Source organism: Polaromonas sp. (genome assembly GCF_031411155.1).
Taxonomy (GTDB): Bacteria; Pseudomonadota; Gammaproteobacteria; order Burkholderiales; family Burkholderiaceae_C; genus Polaromonas.
In genome coordinates this window covers 1-18,676 of sequence record NZ_JANOAL010000150.1, presented here as the reverse complement: position 1 = coordinate 18,676, position 18,676 = coordinate 1, and the positions used below count along the sequence as shown (strand labels likewise).

The window sequence follows — 18,676 nt, the reverse complement described above, 5'->3', positions numbered from 1 at the left end:
TGCTGGGCAAAGTCCTGGGCCACGCGCTGCATGCGTTCCATGAATGACGGGGCCAGGCTGCGGCTGATGGCGCCGTGCACCAGCAGCAGGCCTTCGCCCGCGCCGTCGAAGCCGCCTGAAAAATAGTCGAGCAGGGCGTTGTCGCGAAAATAGTCCATCACCGGGCCGTGGGGCCGCCAGCGAAAGGTCTTGGCCAGCTTGAGGCGGTAGCGGTTCAGCGGTTTCAGCTCGATGATGCCGATGCGGTCGAGCTGCACCAGGTACTTGATGCATTCGGCCTCGCTCAACCGGTAGCTGCCGGTCATCTGCTCCAGCGTCCATTGCGACAGCACGCAAATCGCGACCAACAACAGTTTTTTGTCGGCCACCACGGCTTTCTCCTGCGCCTCGGTCAGCTCGGCCAGCAGCGGCTGGCTGTCGGCCACGCGCCTGGCCAGTTCGGCAAAGTCGAGCTTCAGCGCGCGGCAAATCGCATCGACGCGCGACAGCGGCATGTCGCCCCTGGCCAGCATGCGCTTGACGCTGGACTCGGCCATGCCCAGCGCGCGCGCCAGGCCGGCATAGGTCATCTGGGCCTGTTTCAGTTCCTTTTTCAGGGCGGTGACCAGGTCGGCGCTCGTGCTCATTTACTTGACTCCTGCTGTCAAAACCCCTGTACGGTATCAATAATCGATACTCCGAGTCCAGTGTTTTTCGCCTCGGTGCATTCCGGGTCGGTTTTCTTCAGGCTGGCCGCCACACTGCATGCAGGTTTTGCGGGGCGGCGCGATGGCGGGCCTGGCGACGGCGGGGGAGCTGCAAAATCAGGGCAGAATCCGCTTCAGTTAGTCAGGCCATGCCCGCAACAGCCCGCCTGCAAAGCAACGGCATAACCATCGAAAAGAGGAGTCACGCATGAGTGTTGATCTGGCCAACCCCGGCGCCACGGCGGCCGCACCGCCCGCAACGGCGCACGAACACCCGAACCAGTTTGCGCTGCTCAGGCAGCGCCGCTTTGCGCCTTTTTTCTGGACGCAGTTTTCGGGCGCGGCCAATGACAACCTGTTCAAGTTTGCCTTTACCGTGATGGTGACCTACCAGCTCAGCGTGAGCTGGCTGCCGCCGGCGCTGGCGGGGCTGGCGATTGGGGCGCTGTTTATTTTGCCGTTTTTGCTGTTTTCGGCCACCAGCGGGCAGCTGACCGACAAGTTTGAAAAAACCCGCGTCATCCGTTTCGTCAAAAACCTGGAGGTGGTGATCATGCTGATCGCTGCCGTCGGCTTCATGAGTGACAACGTGAATCTGCAAGCCATGATTTTGCTGGGCTGCACGTTCTTGATGGGGCTGCATTCCACGCTGTTTGGCCCGGTCAAGTTTGCCTATCTGCCGCGGGCGCTGAACGAGCGTGAGCTGACCGGCGGCAACGGCATGGTCGAGATGGGCACCTTTGTGGCGATTTTGCTCGGCAATATCGTGGGCGGCCTGATCGTGGCGCTGCCGCAGGTCGGGCCCGACTATGTGGCAATGGCCTGCGTGGCGCTGGCGCTGGCGGGCCGGGTGGTGGCGCAGTTCATTCCGCTGGCGCCGGCGACCGACCCGGGCCTGAAAATCAACTGGAACCCGGTGACCGAGACCTGGCGCAACCTCAAGCTGGCCAGTGTCAATGTGGTGGTGTTTCGCTCGATGCTGGGCATCAGCTGGATGTGGTTTTTTGGCGCGGTGTTTTTGAGCCAGTTTCCCAGCTTTGCCAAGGAGGTGATGCATGGCAACGAGCAGGTCGCGTCCTTGCTGCTGGTGGTGTTTTCGATTGGCATTGCGACCGGCTCGCTGCTGTGCGAGGTGCTGAGCAAGCGCCATGTCGAGATCGGCCTGGTGCCGCTGGGCGCGATTGGCATGAGCATCTTTGCGATTGATCTTTACTTTGCCTCGCGCGGCCTGCCCCCGTCTGCCGTGATGAGCCTGGCGGCCTTTGTGGCGCAGCCCGCGCACTGGCGTGTGATGATGGACCTGGCGCTGCTCAGCCTGTTTGCGGGCCTGTACAGCGTGCCGATGTACGCACTGATCCAGCTGCGCAGCCAGCCCACGCACCGTGCCCGCATCATCGCGGCCAACAATATTCTCAACGCCCTGTTCATGATCGTCAGCTCGATCCTGGCGGGCGCGCTGCTGAAGGCCGAGTTCAGCATTCCGCAGATATTCCTGTTTGTCGGTCTGGCCAATGCGGTGGTGGCGTTTTACATCTTCCTGCTGGTGCCCGAGTACCTGCTGCGCTTTGTTGCGCTGCTGGCCTCGCGCTGCATTTACCGCTTCAAGATTACCGGCGACGACAACATTCCGGCCCAGGGCGCAGCAGTGCTGACCTGCAACCATGTCAGCTTTATCGACCCGGTGCTGCTGATGGCGGCCAGCCCGCGCCCGATTTACTTCGTGATGGACCACCGCATCTTCAAAATGCCGGTGCTGGGCTGGCTGTTCCGCCTCGCCAAGGCGATCCCGATTGCGCCGCGCGCCGAAGACCCGGCGGCCTACGAGGCGGCCTTTGAAGCCGCCGCCAAGGTGCTGCGGGACGGCGACCTGCTGGCCATCTTCCCCGAAGGCGGCATCACCAAAAACGGTGAGCTGCAAGCCTTCAAGGGCGGCATCATGAAGATTCTGGAAAACGCCGAGCGCGACGGCCTGAGCGTGCCGGTAGTGCCTATGGCGCTGACCAATCTGTGGGGCTCGTTCTTCAGCCGGGCCGAGCGGGTGGCCGGCGAGCAGGTGGCCATGGTCAAACCGTTCCGGCGCGGCTTCTGGAGCCGCGTCGGCCTCAATGCCGGGCCGGCGCTGGCGCCGCATGAGGTGCAGCCCGACACGTTGCGCGCCCGTGTGGCGGCCTTGTTGGGTACGTAAAAGTATCGAAATAAGATACTCAATGACTCTTTCAAAGAAACTGTACCGGATTGCGCTCTGCTTTGAGCGTGTCTGGCGCTACATTGCGTTCACTTCAACCCGCTCACCCTTCAAAGGTTTCTATGCAAACACTGATCCACCGTGACTCCAAACCCTGGCAGGTTCAGGTCTGGGCTTCCTTTCTGATCGCCGTGTTTCTGTGTGCGGTCGGCTTGTCTTACCTGCCGGGCCGCGACCTGGACCGCGCCTTCATGGTCATGGGTTACTTCTTTTGCCTGTCGGCCGCCTTTGTGCTGGCCAAGTATGTGCGTGACCAGGAGAAAACCCAGGCCGAAGGCAAGCCGGCCGACACCCCCATGTTCAAGCTGGTGGTGTGGGGCGGCTTCTTTCTGGCGATGTCGCTGACCGGCTGGGGCCTGTGGCGCATGGAGGTCAATGAAACCTACAAGGCGTTTCTGGGCGTGAGCTGGCTGTATCTGATTACCTGCACCGTCACGCTGGCCAAAACCCTGCGCGACCGGCATGAGGCTGACCTGAACGAAGCCCGCATCAGCGGCCGCGCGCCGCGCGGCGCGGCCGACGCAGGCTGATTTACCAAGTCCAAACTGCTCACAGGAGGTTTTCATGAAACATCAAATTGCTACTCTTTTGATAGCTGTTTGCGCAGCATTGACGGGGGCCACGGCCTCATTTGATGCCAAGGCGCAGAGCGAGGCGTCGGCCCTGAGCGCGCTGTCGGCGCTGCCGGTGGCCTCCGTCGTGGTGGCCGGTTCGGCCGTCAGCAGCGTGGTGGCGGTTCCGGTGGTGCTGTCCACGGCCGGCGCGGTGCTGGTGGTCAGGGTGGTGGAAGTCTCGGCACGCGGCACGGTCTATGTGCTGGAGCGGGCCTCGGACGGTGCCCGGGCCAGCATCGAGATTGTGGGCAAGGGTCTGGCCGGGGCTTCCATCGTCGCCGGCACGGTGCTGACGGTCAGCGTGATCGGGGCTGGCGTAGTGCTGTCGGCGGCCGGCCAGGCGATTGCCTTTATTCCCAATGCGCTGGGGCAGGCCCTGCTGCACAACGAACGTCTGACGCATTGAGGTGATGACGATGAACACCTCGCCATTTGTCCGACTGCTGCTCTGGCTGTGCGGGCTGGCTACCGCACTGGCCAGTCTGCCAGCCCAGGCCGGCCGCTCCTGCGAAGCCGAGCAGCCGCCGCAGGCGCAGACGGTGTTGCGCGGCCTGAATCTGGCCGAGCGCACGCTGGCCGCGCTCGATGCCAGCGGCCAGCGCGTGGTGCTGCTGGCGCGGGCCGGGCAAGACCTGAGCAAATACGGCATTTACTACTCGCACGCCGGGTTTGCCTACCAGCAGCCGCAGGTCTCGGCGGACGGCAAAAGCGGCCATGTCTGGCGTGTGCTGCACAAGCTCAACCAGTGCGGCACGGCCGACGCGGCGGTGTACCGCCAGGGCCTGGGCGAGTTTTTTCTCGATGACCTGTGGCGCTTCGAGGCGGCCTGGGTGGTGCCCACGCCCGAGGTGCAAGAGCGCCTGCTTCCGCTGCTGCTCGATGCCAGCCAGCCCAGCCGGGCGCTGAGCCTGCACCAGAAGCCCTACAGCATCGTCAGCTACGCCTGGGGCCGCAAATACCAGCAGTCCAACCAGTGGGCCATCGAGACGCTGGCGCTGGCGATGGAGCCGCAGATTAAAACCCGCGAGCAGGCCCAGGCCTGGCTGCAGTTCAAGGGTTACCAGCCCGCCACCTTGCGCATCGGCCCGCTGACGCGACTCGGCGGACGCGTGACGGCGGCCAACGTGGCGTTTGACGACCACCCGAACGACAAGCGGTTTTCCGACCGGATCGAGACCGTCACCGTGGATTCGGTGTTCCAGTGGATGCAGCGCGCCGGCCTGAGCGGCGCGACTGTCACCCTGCGTCAACCTTAAAGAAAGCCCGTATGAGCAAAACCCTGCGACTGACCGAAAAATGGATGCAGCGCGGCCTGTGGCTGGTGGCGCTGGTGTTTGCCGGCTTTTTGATCGGTCTCGGCGGCACCGTGGTCGGTGATTTGCCCAGGGTGGAAAAGCAGCTGTCGCTCGACGACTTCATGGACGCCGCCCCCAGCGGCGCGGTGCGCAGCGCGATCAAAAACGCCGAGCTGGCCGGGCGCAATGCCGACGCGGCGCTGGCGCAGGCGCAGCTCAAACGCCGCGCCGCCCAAGCCGACTCCGCGGCCGCCCGCGAGACTTTCAACAACTGGTTGGCCACGCGCGGCGCCACGCAGCTGGCCGGGCAAGACCCGGAGCTGGTGGCGCGCACGCGGGCGCTCGATGGGCTGAAAGACAAGGAGCGCGCCGCTGGCGTGGCGGTGGAAGCCCAGCAGCAGGCCGCGCTCGATGCGGCGCAAAGCCTGACGCGTGAACGCCGCAAGCTGGGCGAGATGGAGCAGGCCGCGCAGCAGCAGCTCAACGCCGAGTACCGCCGTGTCGAGCTGCGGGTGTTTTTGTACCGGCTGGCGCTGACCTTGCCGCTGCTGGTCGTGGCCGGCTGGCTGTTTGCCAAAAAGCGCAAAAGCACTTACTGGCCCTTTGTCTGGGGCTTTATCTTGTTTGCGGTGTTCGCGTTTTTTGTGGAGCTGGTGCCCTATCTGCCCAGCTACGGCGGCTATGTGCGCTACCTCGTCGGGATTGTGGTCACGGCGCTGGTGGGGCGGCAGGCGATTGTGTCGCTGAACCGCTATCTCGAAAAGCAGAAGCTGGCCGAGCAACTGCCCGATGCCCAGCGCCGCGAGGAACTGAGTTACGACACTGCATTGGCCCGCTTATCCAAAAGCGTATGCCCCGGCTGCGAGCGGCCAGTAGACCTGAAAAACACCGCGATCGATTTTTGCCCGCATTGCGGCATCGGGCTGTTTGACCACTGCCACCAGTGCAGCGCCCGCAAGAGCGCGTTTGCCAAGTTCTGCCATGCGTGCGGAACCACTGGCAAGACCGGCAGCGCGACGGCTTGACGAGGGGTCAGACCGGACGGCCGTAAAAAGGATAAGCCGGGTCGTTGTAGCCGGGGCTGGAGGCATGGCCCGGCATCACCAGCGCATTGACGAAAGCCTCGTCTTCCGGGTCCAGCACCAGCTCCAGCGCGCCGTAAACATCTTCCAGGTGCGCCAGCGTGCGCGGCCCGACGATGACAGCGCTGATGAGCGGGTTGGCCAGCACCCAGGCGGCGGCAAACTGGCCCGGCACCCAGCCTTTGGCATCGCAGCGCGCCTTGATTTTTTGGGCGATCAGCAGCGACTCGTCGCGGAACTCGGTTTCCAGAATGCGCTTGTCGCCGCTGCCGGCACGCGTGCCCTCGGCCGGCGGCTGGCCGGGCGGGTATTTGCCGGTCAGCACGCCGCGCGCCAGCGGGCTGTAGGGCACCACGCCCAGGCCGTAGTGGGCGCAGGCCGGCAAAATTTCGACTTCGGGGCCGCGATTCAGCAGGTTGTAATAGGGCTGGCACACCACGGGTTGCGGCACACCGAGTTCCTTGCACAGGCGCACCACCTCGGCAATGCGCCAGCCGCGAAAGTTGGACAGGCCAAAGCTGCGGATTTTGCCGGCGCGAATCAGGTCGCCCAGCGCCCGCACCGCTTCGTCCAGATTGGCCTGGTGGTAGTCGCGGTGCAGGTACAGGATGTCGAGGTAGTCGGTTTGCAGCCGCGCCAAAATGGCATCGGTTTCCTGGATTAACCAGCGGCGCGAGTAGTGGCCTTCGTTAACCGCCGTACTGACCGGGTTGCCCAGTTTGCTGGCCAGCACCCAGTGCTGGCGCTGGCCGGTGAGCAACTGGCCCAGGTCTGTTTCAGACTGGCCCTTGTTGTAGACGTCGGCGGTGTCGATGAAGTTGAGCCCCTGCTCGCGCGCCGAGGCCACGATGCGCGCCGCCTCGTCCCGTGGCGTTTGCTGGCCAAACATCATGGTGCCCAGGCACAGGGTCGACACCTTCAGGTTGCTGCTTCCGAGACGGCGGTATTGCATGTTGGGCTCCTTGCTGAAATGTTGGGGGTGCTTGACCGGATGCTTGACGGGCTCAGGGCGCCAGCCCTTCCACCAGATATTCCTGCGCGTAAAAATAGGTGTCGGGCGAGGTGAAGGCGGCCATCATGCCGTCCCTGTCGCCTTTGCGCGCGCGCAGGTCCCAGCGCATGTCAATGATGCGGCATTGGGTGCAGGGCAGCTGGCCGATGCGCCGCTGCACCAGCGCGTAACGGTGGGCTTGAAGCAGCGCGTCCACCTCGGTGTAGTCCACCGGTTGCTCGGCAAAGTAGGGCATGACCCGGGCACCGGGGATGATGAACTCGTAGCGCTCAAAGTGGCCGTTGAAGCTGCTCGGCACCGCCACGGTCTGGCCCTGCAGCCGGGCCACGCTGGCCGCCTTGAAGCGCGCCAGTTCGCCGTTAAAGGGCGCCGTGACCCAGGCCAGGGCAAACAGCACCGCAAAACCCGCCACGGCGGCGACCGGGCGCGTCCATTCCCTTTTGATCAGCCCGCCCACGCAGGCGGCCAGCAGCCCGGCCAGAAACAGCCAGTAAGCCCATGAATAAAGCCCGGTGTCGTGCACCGCGCGCAGCGCGCCGTAGGCGATCAGGCCCATGGCCAGCGCGCCCAGCGCGCACGCCAGCAGCGTCAGGGCGAACCAGAAGCGCGCAATGCGCTGCCAGTACAGCGCCACCAGCACGGCCAGCGCCGGCATGGCCGGAATCAGGTAGCGGGTGGAGCGCTGATTCGGCAGCATGAACACCAGCGCCAGGCCAAAAAGCCAGAGCCACAGGATTTTTTCGGCGTCACTGAGCGGCACTTTTTGCCGGTAACTGCGCCAGGCGGCCCAGGCGCAGCCCACGGTGATGGGCAGCAGGAAAAGCGCATTGGAAAAGTAGCCGGTCAGAATCGTCAAGAACCCGCTGCCGCCGCTGAAAGCCACCTTGAAGTAGCCCGGCGATGACTTGAACTTGCCGGCGTTTTCGCCCACCACAAACTCGCGCCAGACCTCGCCGGGCTGGGGGTCCAGCGCAAACCACAGGCCAAAAATGGCCAGCGCCAGCGCGCAGGCGGCGGCCACCTTGAGGCCGTCCACGACGATGCCGGGCCTGAAAATCTTCCACGGCGGCTGCCGCGCGCCCACGGTCTGGTAGCACAGCGCCAGCGCAAAGCCCAGCGGCGCCACCATGGCAAACGACTTGTAGAGGCAGGCGATGCCGACCGCCACGCCGGCCAGCAGCGGCAGCTTCCAGCGCGAGGCCAGCAGTCGGGCGGGTGACCAGGCCAGCGCAAAAAAAATGCCGAACAGCCAGAAGGTCTCGGGCCCGCTGGTCATGTAGGAGCGGCCATAGCGGTAGGTGGTGAAAAACGAGAGGTAAACCAGCGCCGCAATCGCCCCCATGGTGACCGCGTGGCGGCGCAGGCCGTCGGTGCTTGGTGTCGGGTTGATGGACGCGGCCTGGCCCTCGTTGCCGCCAACGATTTTCCAGGTCAGCAGCCCCACCATCAGGGCCGTGGCCCAGGTGTAGAGCACACCGGGCAGGCGCAGGTTGAACCAGCTCCAGTGCTCACCCCAACCGCCCGCCACCATGGCCTGCCAGAACAGCAGCGGCGGCTTGGTGTTGCGCATGAAGTCATACGAGCTGACCAGCGGCAGCCAGTGGCCGGTGGCGGCGGTCAGGCGCGCGATATGCGCGTACACCAGTTCATCGCCGCCGCGCGGAATATGGTCGCCGCCCAGGCCGAACAGATAGCCCAGCGCCACCACGATGCCGAGCGCCAGCCAGCGGTAGTGCACGGGGAAGGTCGTGGATTTTTCAGGGCTTGTCATGGTCGGCAGGAGGCGCGGCGCTGGTGGCTGGCGCTTCGGGGGTTTTGATTTTCACGCGACGGCGGCGAAAAGTCATGCGGTCATTGACCACGAAGTTACACACGCTGGACAGCACGATCGCCACCAGATTGGCCACGATGTAGTGCAGGTACAGCGCCAGCCATTTGGTCAGCAGCGACTGAATCACAATCGCCAAACCGGCCGCCATCACATACTTGAAGAACAGAAACAGCGTCGAATAATGGGCCGCGTGCTTGCGGTCGCGCCAGGTCAGGCGCTGGTTCCAGTAAAAATTGCTGATGGTGGCGCAGCTGATGGCCAACGCAATCGAGTAGTTGAGCCGCGAATGAAAGTCGGTGATGCCTGTCAGCAAAAACTCCTGCGCCGCATACAGCACCGCAAGATTGATGACCGTGCCGCTGGCCCCCACCACGCCAAACTTGATGAAGCGCCAGCGCGCCATCGGCTGCAGCCTGGCCGGCAGGCGGCCGATCAATGCCTCGGCCAGCGACCGGAGTCTGGACATCAGGCGCTCGCCGGGTGGGAGGCCGGGTCTGCCGCCAGGCATTCGCGGGCCTTGGCCAGCACGGCGGCCGGCGCAATCACCTTGAGGCACTGGTTGTCGCCATCGCAGTACGACGAGCGGTGGTTGTAGGCCGTCAGGCAGGGCGAGCACGGCCACTGGCTGTAAAACGAATGACAGCGCGGCGTGCGCGGGGCATACAGGGCGGGCGTTTCGGGGCCAAACAGCATCAGCGTCCAGATCGGTGTCAGCGCCGCAAACTGGCCCGGCCCGCCATCGTTGGTGACCAGCAGGCGCGCCCCGTGAAACAGCGCCAGCAATTCGGAAATCGAGCGGGTGTAGCCGGTCAGGTCAACTATCGCCCCCATGCTCCCCACTGCGTGTGGTTCGCTGCCCCCCGAGGGGGCTGGACTTGCTCGGGGCGGCCCTTCGCTGCGTCCGCTCGCGTTCTTCTGCTCATCGATGCCAGCCTGAACCTGCGCGACCAACTGCTGCGCCAGCGCCCGGTCGTCCTTCAGGCCGATCACCGCCACCGCGCAGCCGTCGGCCACCAGGCCTTCGCACAGCGCGGTGTAGGAGGCCAGCGGCCAGGCGCGAATCGGCAAAATGCCGCCGCCCGGATACACCAGCACCAGCGGCTTGCCGGCAATGGCGGGAAAGTCCTGCGCCAGGCGCTGCGCAATGCCGGTGATCAGCGTCGGCTCCAGCGCCACCTGCGGCGGCGCTTTGCGGCTCACCATGACCGGCAATTTGGATTTCGGCACCGCCGTTGAATCAATCGCCCGCGCCAGCGCCAGAAACTGCGCGCTGATGTGGTGATAGGGGTTGTAGGGCACGGGCCGGTTGATGTGGGAGCCGCGGTACAGGCCTTCCTGGGTGTGGCGGTGAAAGCCCACGCGCACCTGGGCACCGCTGGCAAACGACAGCAGGCTGCTGATGCGCGAGAACAGCTCGCAGTCAATCGCCACGTCCACGTGGGCGCGGCGCAGATCGCCCATGGCCTTCCACAGACTGCGCAGCAGGCCGGGCAGCGACTGGTCATCGACCGTGTGCACGTTGGCCGGGTCTATCACCCGCATCAGGTCCAGAATCTCGCGGTTCTTGCCAAACAGCAGGGCGTGCAGCGCTGCGTCGGGGTAGCGCGCCTTGAGCCGCGCAAACATGTCGTGGGCCAGCACCAGGCTGCCCATTTCAGACAGCAAAATCACGACGATGGCACGCGGCGCCTTGTCGGCCTGCGGCTCGGGTCGCAGGCGGCGGCTCACCGCGTCCAGCGCGGACACGGCCGTGCACAGCGGAATGCCGACCCAGCGGTCTATCCAGCGCTGCAGACGGATGTCCATCGGCTACACGCCCCGCCGCCGGTCCGCGCGGAAGCGGGCCGCAAACTCGCCAAAGCGGCCGGCATCGAGCGCATCGCGCACTTCCTGCATCAGGTTCAGGTAGTAGTGCAGGTTGTGGATGCTGGACAGCATGGGGCCCAGCATTTCGCCGCAACGGTCCAGGTGGTGCAGGTAGGCGCGCGAAAAGTTCTTGCAGGTGTAGCAGCTGCAGCTCGCGTCCACCGCTGCATCCTCGGTCTTGTAGCGCGCATTGCGGATTTTCAGGTCGCCAAAGCGCGTGAACATGTGGCCGTTGCGCGCGTTGCGGGTCGGCATCACGCAGTCAAACATGTCGACGCCGGCGGCCACGCCTTCCACCAGGTCCTCGGGCGTGCCGACTCCCATCAGGTAGCGCGGCTTGTGCGCCGGCAGCCGGTGCGGCGTGTGCGCCACGATGCGCTGCATTTCTTCCTTGGGTTCGCCCACGCTGACGCCGCCGATGGCATAGCCCGGAAAGTCGAGTTCAACCAGCGCCTCGAGCGATTCCTGGCGCAGGTTCTCAAACATGCCGCCCTGCACAATGCCAAACAGCGCGTTCGGGTTTTCCAGCCTGGCAAATTCGTCCTCGCAGCGTTTGGCCCAGCGCAGGCTGAGCTCCATCGAGGTGCGCGCCTCCGCTTCGGTGGTGAGGTGGCCCTTGGTGTCGTAAGGCGTGCACTCGTCAAACTGCATCACGATGTCGCTGTTGAGCACCGTCTGGATCTGCATGGAGATTTCAGGCGTTAAAAACAGCTTGTCGCCGTTGACCGGCGAGGCAAACTTCACGCCTTCCTCGGAGATCTTGCGCATCTCGCCGAGTGACCAGACCTGAAAGCCGCCGCTGTCGGTCAGGATGGGCTTTTGCCAGCTTTCAAACTTGTGCAGCCCGCCAAACTGCTGCATCACGTCCAGCCCCGGCCGCATCCAGAGGTGAAAGGTGTTGCCCAGAATGATTTGCGCGCCCATCTCATGCAGCGATTGCGGCATCACGCCCTTGACGGTGCCATAGGTGCCGACCGGCATGAAGATGGGGGTTTGCACCACGCCGTGATTCAGGGTCAGGGTGCCCCGGCGGGCCTGGCCTTCGGTCTTGAGTAGATCAAATTGAAGCATCTGGAAGGGAGTACCGCTAGTCTCTGTCGAAAAATTTAACGCCAGCCAGGGCCTTGAAGTGGACATCCTGAGTCCACAGGGTGGCGCCGCGCATTTGGGCCGTGGCATAAATCAGGCTGTCTGCCATGGGCAAGCCATTGGCCGCTGCGCTGAGCGCGATATTCAGGTTGATGTCAATCACATCGCCCTCGCGCATCAGCGCCACCGCCTGATTGGCATGCGCCACGCCGAATTCGCGCAGTGCGACCTTGTACACCTCGTACAGGGTGATGATGGGCACAATTAGCGCGGCCGTGTTTTCTATCACCTCGGCGTAGCGTTTGGCGCGCGGTGAGTTGCTGAAATATTCGAGCCAGCAAGAGGAATCGAGAACGACGGGCGCGGCTGGAACTGTTTTGCGGCGAGCCATGGGGCTTAAAAGCGTTCGGGGTCGGCGGGCACCTCGGTACTGGACAGGCCGGCGAGCAGACCCCGGTAATCGGCGGCCGGCTTGACGGGCACCAGCTGGATGACACCGTTGACCTCAAACACGCTCATGCGGCTGCCGGGCTTGATGCCGCCGGCCTCGCGGATTTCGCGCGGAATGACCACCTGGTACTTGGGCGAGACGATGACGGTCTGGTTTTGCATATCGATCATTTTATCGTACAACGAATGGCTTGTCGATCATCGGACCGTTCGTTCAAGCAGCATCGCATCGCCATAGCTGAAAAAGCGGTAGCGCTGCGCAATCGCGTGCCGGTAAAGCGCCATGATGTGCTCGTAGCCCGAAAACGCGCTGACCAGCATCATCAGCGTGCTTTTGGGCAGGTGAAAGTTGGTCAGCAGCAGATCGACCACGGCAAATTCAAAGCCCGGCGTGATGAAGATGTTGGTGTCGCTGCAATCGGGGCCAAATTTGGCGGCGGATTCCAGCGCCCGCACCGTGGTGGTGCCCACGGCCACCACGCGCCCGCCGCGTGCCTTGCAGGCGGCAATCGCTTGTTGCGTGGCCGGCGGCACTTCAAACCGTTCGAAATGCATGGTGTGCTCGGCAATATTGTCGGTTTTGACCGGCTGGAACGTGCCCGCGCCCACATGCAGCGTCACGCTGGCGCGCGCTATGCCGCTGGCCGCCAGCTGCGCCAGCATGGCCTCGTCAAAATGCAGCGCCGCTGTCGGCGCCGCCACCGCGCCCGGGTTTTTGGCGAACACCGTCTGGTAGCGCTGCTCGTCGTCAGCCGAGTCACTGTGGGTGATGTAAGGGGGCAGCGGCACATGGCCATGCTGGGCCATCAACGCATAGGGGTCGCCACTGAGCGCCAAGCGGTAGAGCGGCCCGTCGTCGTTGGGCCAGCGGCCCAGCAGCGTGGCGGTGAAGCCGCCATCCATCTGCAGCACCGCGCCGGGCTGGGGCTTTTTGCTGACCTTCAGGTGCGCGGCGACCTCATAATCAGAGTCGTTGGCCATGGTATGCGGCGCCAGCACGCGTTCGATCAGCAGCTCCAGCCAGCCGCCACTGGCCTTCTGGCCAAACAGCCGCGCCTTGACCACCTGGGTGTCGTTGAATACCAGCAGGTCGCCCGGCGCGAGCAGCGCGGGCAGGTCGGTAAAGCGGCGGTCTACGGGCGCACTGGCGCGGCCGTCGAGCAGGCGCGAAGCGTTGCGCTGGGGGGCAGGGTGCTGCGCGATGAGTTCTTCGGGCAGTGTGAAATCAAAATCGCTGAGGCTGAAATGCGTCTTCATGAAGGCACAATTGTCCCATGTCGCCACCGGCTGCCCTTGCCTCTGAAACCGCCCAACCCGAAGGGCCGGCCGGGAGCCGGGCTGCACCCAAATCGCCGGCGCAAAAGGCCCTGGAAAAACTGGGCCTGCGCCGCGACATAGACCTGGCCCTGCACCTGCCGCTGCGCTACGAGGACGAAACCCGCATCGTGCGGCTGCGTGATGCGCGCGACGGCGACATGGTGCAGATCGAGGCGCAGGTGACCCACAGCGAAATCACTTTCAGGCCGCGCCGCCAGCTGCGGGTGACGGTGGACGACGGCAGCGACACTTGCGTGCTGCGCTTTCTCAATTTTTACCCCTCGCACCAGAAGACGCTGAGCGTGGGCGCGCACCTGCGTGTGCGCGGCGAGCTTCGCGGCGGTTTTCTGGGCCGCGAGATGGTGCACCCCAGCTTCAAGCTGGCGGGCGGTGAGTTGCCGGAGGCGTTGACGCCGGTGTATTCCACCGTGGCCAGTTTGCCGCAGGCCTATCTGCGCAAGGCAGTGCTCAGCGGCCTGGCCCGCGCCGACCTCAATGAGACCATTCCTGCGCAGTTTTTAGGTAAAAACCTGCCGCAGCCCTTGTGGAATCTACGGGGAGCGCTACAGTTTTTGCACCATCCGACGCCCGACGTGGCACTGGCCACTCTGGAGGACCACAGCCACCCGGCTTGGCAGCGCCTGAAGGCCGAGGAGTTGCTGGCCCAGCAGCTGTCGCAGCTGCAGGCCAGGCGCGTGCGTGCCGCGATGCGCGCGCCAGCGTTGGCACGGCCGGCGATGCGCAGCACTTTTGGGGATGGCGCGACCCTGAACGGGCCGCACTGCACTTTGCACGAGCAACTGCTCGAACGCCTGCCTTTCCGGCTCACGGCCGCCCAGCAGCGCGTCTGCACCGACATCGAGGCCGACCTGCAAAAAAACATTCCCATGCACCGCCTGCTGCAAGGCGACGTGGGCTCGGGCAAGACCGTGGTGGCGGCGCTGGCGGCGGCCCGCTGCATCGATGCCGGCTGGCAGTGCGCGCTGATGGCGCCGACCGAAATTCTGGCCGAGCAGCACTTTCGCAAGCTGATCAGCTGGCTGGAGCCGCTGGGCATCACCACCGCGTGGCTCACCGGCAGCCAGAAAACCAAGGAGCGGCGCGAAGCCCTGGCGCTGATTACCAGCGGCGAAGCCGGCCTGGTGATCGGTACGCACGCCGTGATTCAGGACAAGGTCAGGTTCAAAAACCTGGCGCTGGCCATCATCGACGAGCAGCACCGCTTCGGCGTGGCGCAGCGGCTGGCGCTGCGCAGCAAGATGACCGAGGGCGGACAGGAGCCGCATCTGCTGATGATGACCGCCACGCCGATTCCGCGCACGCTGGCCATGAGCTACTACGCCGACCTCGATGTCTCGACGATTGACGAGCTGCCGCCCGGGCGCACACCCATCGTGACCAAGGTGGTCAACGATGCCCGGCGCGACGAAGTGATAGCGCGCATACGCGCCCAGCTGGCCGAGGGCCGGCAGATTTACTGGGTCTGTCCGCTGATTGAAGAGAGCGAATCGATCGATCTGGTCAACGCCACCGAAACACACGAGGCCCTGAGCCGCGCGCTGCCCGACGTGGGCGTGGGCCTGCTGCACTCGCGCATGCCGGTGGCCGAGAAGAAAGCCGTGATGAGCCTGTTCACCGACGGCGTGATGGGCGTGCTGGTCAGCACCACCGTGATCGAGGTCGGCGTGGACGTGCCCAATGCCTCGCTGATGGTGATCGAGCATGCCGAGCGCTTTGGCCTGAGCCAGTTGCACCAGCTGCGCGGCCGGGTCGGGCGCGGCGCGGCGGCCTCGGCTTGCGTGCTGCTGTATTCAACCGGTGATGGAGCGCGGCTGGGCGAAATCGCTAGAGCCCGTCTCAAAGCCATGGCCGAGACCAATGACGGGTTTGAAATCGCCCGGCGTGATCTGGAGATACGCGGGCCGGGCGAGTTTTTGGGGGCGCGGCAGTCGGGTGCGCCCTTGCTGCGGTTCGCTGACTTGACTACCGATGCCGAGCTGCTAGCCTGGGCGCGGGGGGTGGCGCCGGTGATGCTGGACCAGCATGCCGGGCTGGCGCAGCGGCATATTTTGCGGTGGCTGGGGGGGAAGGCTGAGTTTTTGAAGGCTTGAGTTGTGGCGGCCGTTCGATTGATGGGGTTAGGTCTACGGCAGAACAGAGAGGTATTGATTCACATCTCCTTTGAATGCCACACATGCTTTGTAATGATCGCTTTTGCTGGGCGATTTGGCTCGCAGCTCTCGTCGAAGTGGACCTTCACCGAGAGAAAGGTAACCATGCGGTGGGTCCTTGAACGTCTCGAAGACCAAATGACCTTTGCGGGAATAGACGTAAGCTGCACCTGGAGTTGAGGGGGCAGAGAACGAGTCGTTGAACTGAATCTCGAATCGACCATCTCCCAGCTGCCCTGCGAACCGGCCAGAGGGAGACTTGTTCCAAGATTCGAGTCCGTAATCTTGCTCAGCCAATCCACAGAGCAGCTTCCCTGTTCGAAGCATCCACATGTAGGTTGGGGTCGGCCGCCGTCCCATCGATCGGCAATCGGCATCGCATGGACCGATGTACGACCAAGCCGAAAAACCTTCAGGTACTTGAGCGAAAGCCTGTGGCAGCGCGAACGCCGCCAACGCAAGGAACAGAAACCGGCGCATAGGACTTAACGACTAATGTTTATCTGCCGCGAGGCCAAGCTGATAAAAACCAAGAGCACCTCCTGTGGCAGATAAACCTTGTTGGACTGAACCGCCGGCTGGGATGGCCGATGGTGGTGGCACAGGGGTTTGTCATCTTCACCCTGTCTGCTTGAGCAAATTATGACCGGGCTTTTTTTCACGGATTGCTGCGACCCATGCCCGAATAGCGTGAATTGACATGGCCCATGACGGTGGGCCGAATTTGAGTGAAAACCTTGGTTTCAGGCATAAAAATGGCAGTTGGTCCTTTAGATATGGGTGTTAGTAGCTACTGAATTTGTAGCGCTATCAGGGCTCCGGGTTGGCTTGTTCAGGTCGTTGCTGGTTTGGCCTGAGTGCCCTTCACTACCAGGCCGGGTCTCGCCCCGGCGGGCGAGGCACTTGTTCTTTGCTTCGCCAAAGAAAAGTACCCAAAAGAAAGGCGACCCTACTGTCTGCGACCCTTCGCTTCGCTTCGCTACGGGCACCTTGCGGTGCTCAGTCCAGCCGGGGTCTCGCGCAAACTCGCTGCGCTCAAACAAGCGCGAGCCCTGATCCGTCTGGCCTTCCGCTCCTCAGCGCATACAGAAGGGGGTGGGGGAAGCAAATACCAACAGCCAACTTCCGCAGAACGCGCTTTGCGCGTTCTGCTCCCCGATTCCGATGTCTTTTGCCCCAACCCGTTCGGGCTGGGCTGAGCAGCGCAGATGGAGGCGGGATCAGGGCCGCAGTTGTTTGAGCGCAGCGAGTTCTGCGGACCCCCGCCGGAGTCGAGCAGCGCAAGTTGCCCGGAGCGCAGCGCAGGGACCCAGACTGCGGGTCGCCTTTCTTTTGGTGACTTTTCTTTGGCGAAGCAAAGAAAAGTTACTAGCCGCCGGGCTACCCCCGGCCTGGTAGTGAAGGGCAGGGCAGCCAACCCAGAAACAACCTCAACAAACCCAGCCCGACCGCACCGCGAAAAGCAGCACAATAAGCCCATGACGCTGACCGAACTCAAATACATCGTCGCCGTGGCCCGTGAAAAGCATTTTGGCAAGGGTGCTGACGCCTGCCATGTGTCGCAGCCCACGCTCAGCGTCGCCATCAAGAAGCTCGAGGAAGAGTTGCAGGTCAAGCTGTTCGAGCGCAACGCCAACGAAATCACCGTCACGCCGCTTGGCGAAGAGATCGTGCGCCAGGCGCAAAGCGTGCTGGAGCAGGCCGACAACATCCGCGAAATCGCCAGGCGCGGCAAGGATCCGCTGGCCGGCAGCCTGCGGCTGGGCGTGATCTACACGATTGGCCCCTATTTGCTGCCTGATCTGGTGCGCCAGACCATCCAGCACACGCCGCAAATGCCGCTGATGCTGCAGGAAAACTTCACCGTCAAGCTGCTGGAAGAGCTGCGCACCGGCGAGATCGACTGCGCGATTCTGGCCGAGCCGTTTCCGGATGCGAATCTGGCGATTGCGCCGCTGTATGACGAGCCCTTCATGGCGGCGGTGCCCAGCACCCACCCGCTGGCCGCGCGCAGCAGCGTCACCGCCGAGGAGCTGAAAAAGGAAACCATGCTGCTGCTGGGCACCGGCCACTGCTTTCGCGACCATGTGCTCGAAGTCTGCCCCGAGTTCGCCCGCTTTTCGAGCAGCGCCGAGGGCATTCGCAAGAGTTTTGAGGGCTCGTCGCTGGAGACCATCAAGCACATGGTGGCCGCCGGCATGGGCATCACGCTGGTGCCGCGACTGGGCGTGCCCAAAGAGGCACTGGCCGGGCAATTGGCCGGGAAGCAGGCCGACAAGGCCGCGGCCAAGCGCAAGACGCCCGCAGCGGTGGCGCCAGAGGCATCGACCGCCGGGCCGGCCTCGTACATCACCTACCTGCCCTTCAAGGGCCATGTGCCAAGCCGGCGCGTGGTGCTGGCCTGGCGCCGCAGCTTCACCCGCTATGAGGCGATTGCGGCGTTGCGCAACGCGATTTATGCCTGCGAGCTGCCAGGCGTGACGCGGTTGTCCTGAAGGCCGCCTGCAGGGCGCCCGACAATTTTGTACAGTAGCTGTTTTTGAAAGGGAAACCCATGGCCAAGTCGTCTGAAAAAACGCTGCGTTCCGCCCCGCCCATCAACATCGGCATCAATGACAAGGATCGCGCGGCGATTGCCAAGGGGCTGAGCCGGCTGCTGGCGGACACCTACACGCTGTACCTGACGACGCACAACTTTCACTGGAACGTGACCGGGCCGATGTTCAACACCCTGCACCAGATGTTCATGGTGCAGTACACCGAGCTGTGGGCGGCGGTGGACCCGGTGGCAGAACGCATCCGCTCGCTCGGTCACCCGGCGCCGGGCTCGTACGCGCAATTCAGCAAGCTGGCTTCGGTGCCGGATGCGCCGACCACGCCGCCGAAAGCGCTGGAGATGGTGCGGATTCTGGTGCAGGGCCACGAGGCGGTGGCCCGCACCGCGCGCGAGCTGTTTCCGCTGGCCGACAAGGCCAGCGACGAGCCGACCGCCGACCTGCTGACGCAGCGCCTGACCGT

Annotated in this window: 17 protein-coding genes; 8 read left to right on the top strand and 9 right to left on the bottom strand. The window is 63.9% G+C overall.

Translation table 11 applies throughout. The features are described from left to right. A partial coding sequence (locus tag RMO23_RS10085; protein ID WP_309681052.1) for a helix-turn-helix transcriptional regulator occupies window positions 1-626 on the bottom strand: 626 nt, incomplete at its 3' end. 268 nt (window positions 627-894) lie between these two features. On the opposite strand from RMO23_RS10085, the gene RMO23_RS10080 reads away from it, so the two are divergent. The 5 genes from RMO23_RS10080 (at window position 895) to RMO23_RS10060 (ending at window position 5,865) form a co-directional block, all read left to right on the top strand. Beyond that, window positions 895-2,871 (top strand): MFS transporter, encoded by a 1,977-nt coding sequence (locus tag RMO23_RS10080; RefSeq protein WP_309681050.1) that lies wholly within the window; start codon window positions 895-897, stop codon window positions 2,869-2,871. 122 nt (window positions 2,872-2,993) lie between these two features. After that, a complete protein-coding gene (locus tag RMO23_RS10075; RefSeq protein ID WP_309681048.1) occupies window positions 2,994-3,461 on the top strand; it encodes a YiaA/YiaB family inner membrane protein in 468 nt (155 codons plus the stop codon). A gap of 34 nt (window positions 3,462-3,495) precedes the next feature. After that, window positions 3,496-3,951 (top strand): hypothetical protein, encoded by a 456-nt coding sequence (locus RMO23_RS10070; RefSeq protein ID WP_309681046.1) that lies wholly within the window; start codon window positions 3,496-3,498, stop codon window positions 3,949-3,951. 10 nt (window positions 3,952-3,961) lie between these two features. Next, window positions 3,962-4,801, top strand: coding sequence for a DUF2145 domain-containing protein (locus RMO23_RS10065; RefSeq protein ID WP_309681044.1), 840 nt, complete (start codon window positions 3,962-3,964; stop codon window positions 4,799-4,801). A gap of 11 nt (window positions 4,802-4,812) precedes the next feature. Next, window positions 4,813-5,865: a zinc ribbon domain-containing protein gene (locus tag RMO23_RS10060; protein WP_309681042.1), complete on the top strand. Its 1,053-nt coding sequence runs from the start codon at window positions 4,813-4,815 to the stop codon at window positions 5,863-5,865. A gap of 7 nt (window positions 5,866-5,872) precedes the next feature. Here the strand turns inward: RMO23_RS10060 and RMO23_RS10055 are convergent, their stop codons facing one another. The 8 genes from RMO23_RS10055 to queA are packed head-to-tail and all read right to left on the bottom strand — an operon-like array spanning window position 5,873 to window position 13,427. Next, a complete protein-coding gene (locus tag RMO23_RS10055; protein WP_309681040.1) occupies window positions 5,873-6,874 on the bottom strand; it encodes an aldo/keto reductase in 1,002 nt (333 codons plus the stop codon). Between the two features lie 52 nt (window positions 6,875-6,926). Continuing rightward, window positions 6,927-8,705 (bottom strand): glycosyl transferase, encoded by a 1,779-nt coding sequence (locus RMO23_RS10050; protein ID WP_309681038.1) that lies wholly within the window; start codon window positions 8,703-8,705, stop codon window positions 6,927-6,929. Further along, window positions 8,692-9,231, bottom strand: a complete 540-nt coding sequence (locus tag RMO23_RS10045) for a GtrA family protein (RefSeq protein WP_309681036.1) — start codon at window positions 9,229-9,231, stop codon at window positions 8,692-8,694. Before RMO23_RS10045 ends, RMO23_RS10050 begins: the two co-directional genes overlap by 14 nt. After that, complete coding sequence (locus RMO23_RS10040) at window positions 9,231-10,571, bottom strand: glycosyltransferase family 9 protein (protein ID WP_309681034.1); 1,341 nt, start codon at window positions 10,569-10,571, stop codon at window positions 9,231-9,233. The genes RMO23_RS10045 and RMO23_RS10040 overlap by 1 nt, the downstream gene beginning before the upstream one ends. Window positions 10,572-10,574: 3 nt before the next feature. Beyond that, complete coding sequence (gene tgt, locus RMO23_RS10035; RefSeq protein ID WP_309681031.1) at window positions 10,575-11,702, bottom strand: tRNA guanosine(34) transglycosylase Tgt; 1,128 nt, start codon at window positions 11,700-11,702, stop codon at window positions 10,575-10,577. Between the two features lie 16 nt (window positions 11,703-11,718). Further along, window positions 11,719-12,111, bottom strand: a complete 393-nt coding sequence (locus tag RMO23_RS10030) for a type II toxin-antitoxin system VapC family toxin (protein ID WP_309681030.1) — start codon at window positions 12,109-12,111, stop codon at window positions 11,719-11,721. 5 nt (window positions 12,112-12,116) lie between these two features. Further along, window positions 12,117-12,341, bottom strand: coding sequence for an AbrB/MazE/SpoVT family DNA-binding domain-containing protein (locus tag RMO23_RS10025; RefSeq protein ID WP_309681027.1), 225 nt, complete (start codon window positions 12,339-12,341; stop codon window positions 12,117-12,119). 27 nt (window positions 12,342-12,368) lie between these two features. Further along, a complete protein-coding gene (gene queA / locus RMO23_RS10020; RefSeq protein WP_309681025.1) occupies window positions 12,369-13,427 on the bottom strand; it encodes a tRNA preQ1(34) S-adenosylmethionine ribosyltransferase-isomerase QueA in 1,059 nt (352 codons plus the stop codon). 17 nt (window positions 13,428-13,444) lie between these two features. On the opposite strand from queA, the gene recG reads away from it, so the two are divergent. The 3 genes from recG to RMO23_RS10005 form a co-directional block, all read left to right on the top strand. Next, window positions 13,445-15,598 (top strand): ATP-dependent DNA helicase RecG, encoded by a 2,154-nt coding sequence (recG, locus tag RMO23_RS10015; RefSeq protein ID WP_309681023.1) that lies wholly within the window; start codon window positions 13,445-13,447, stop codon window positions 15,596-15,598. A gap of 1,538 nt (window positions 15,599-17,136) precedes the next feature. Continuing rightward, window positions 17,137-18,153, top strand: a complete 1,017-nt coding sequence (locus RMO23_RS10010; protein ID WP_309681021.1) for a hydrogen peroxide-inducible genes activator — start codon at window positions 17,137-17,139, stop codon at window positions 18,151-18,153. Window positions 18,154-18,212: 59 nt separating this feature from the next. Further along, on the top strand, window positions 18,213-18,676 hold a 464-nt coding region (locus RMO23_RS10005; RefSeq protein ID WP_309681019.1), incomplete at its 3' end, for a Dps family protein.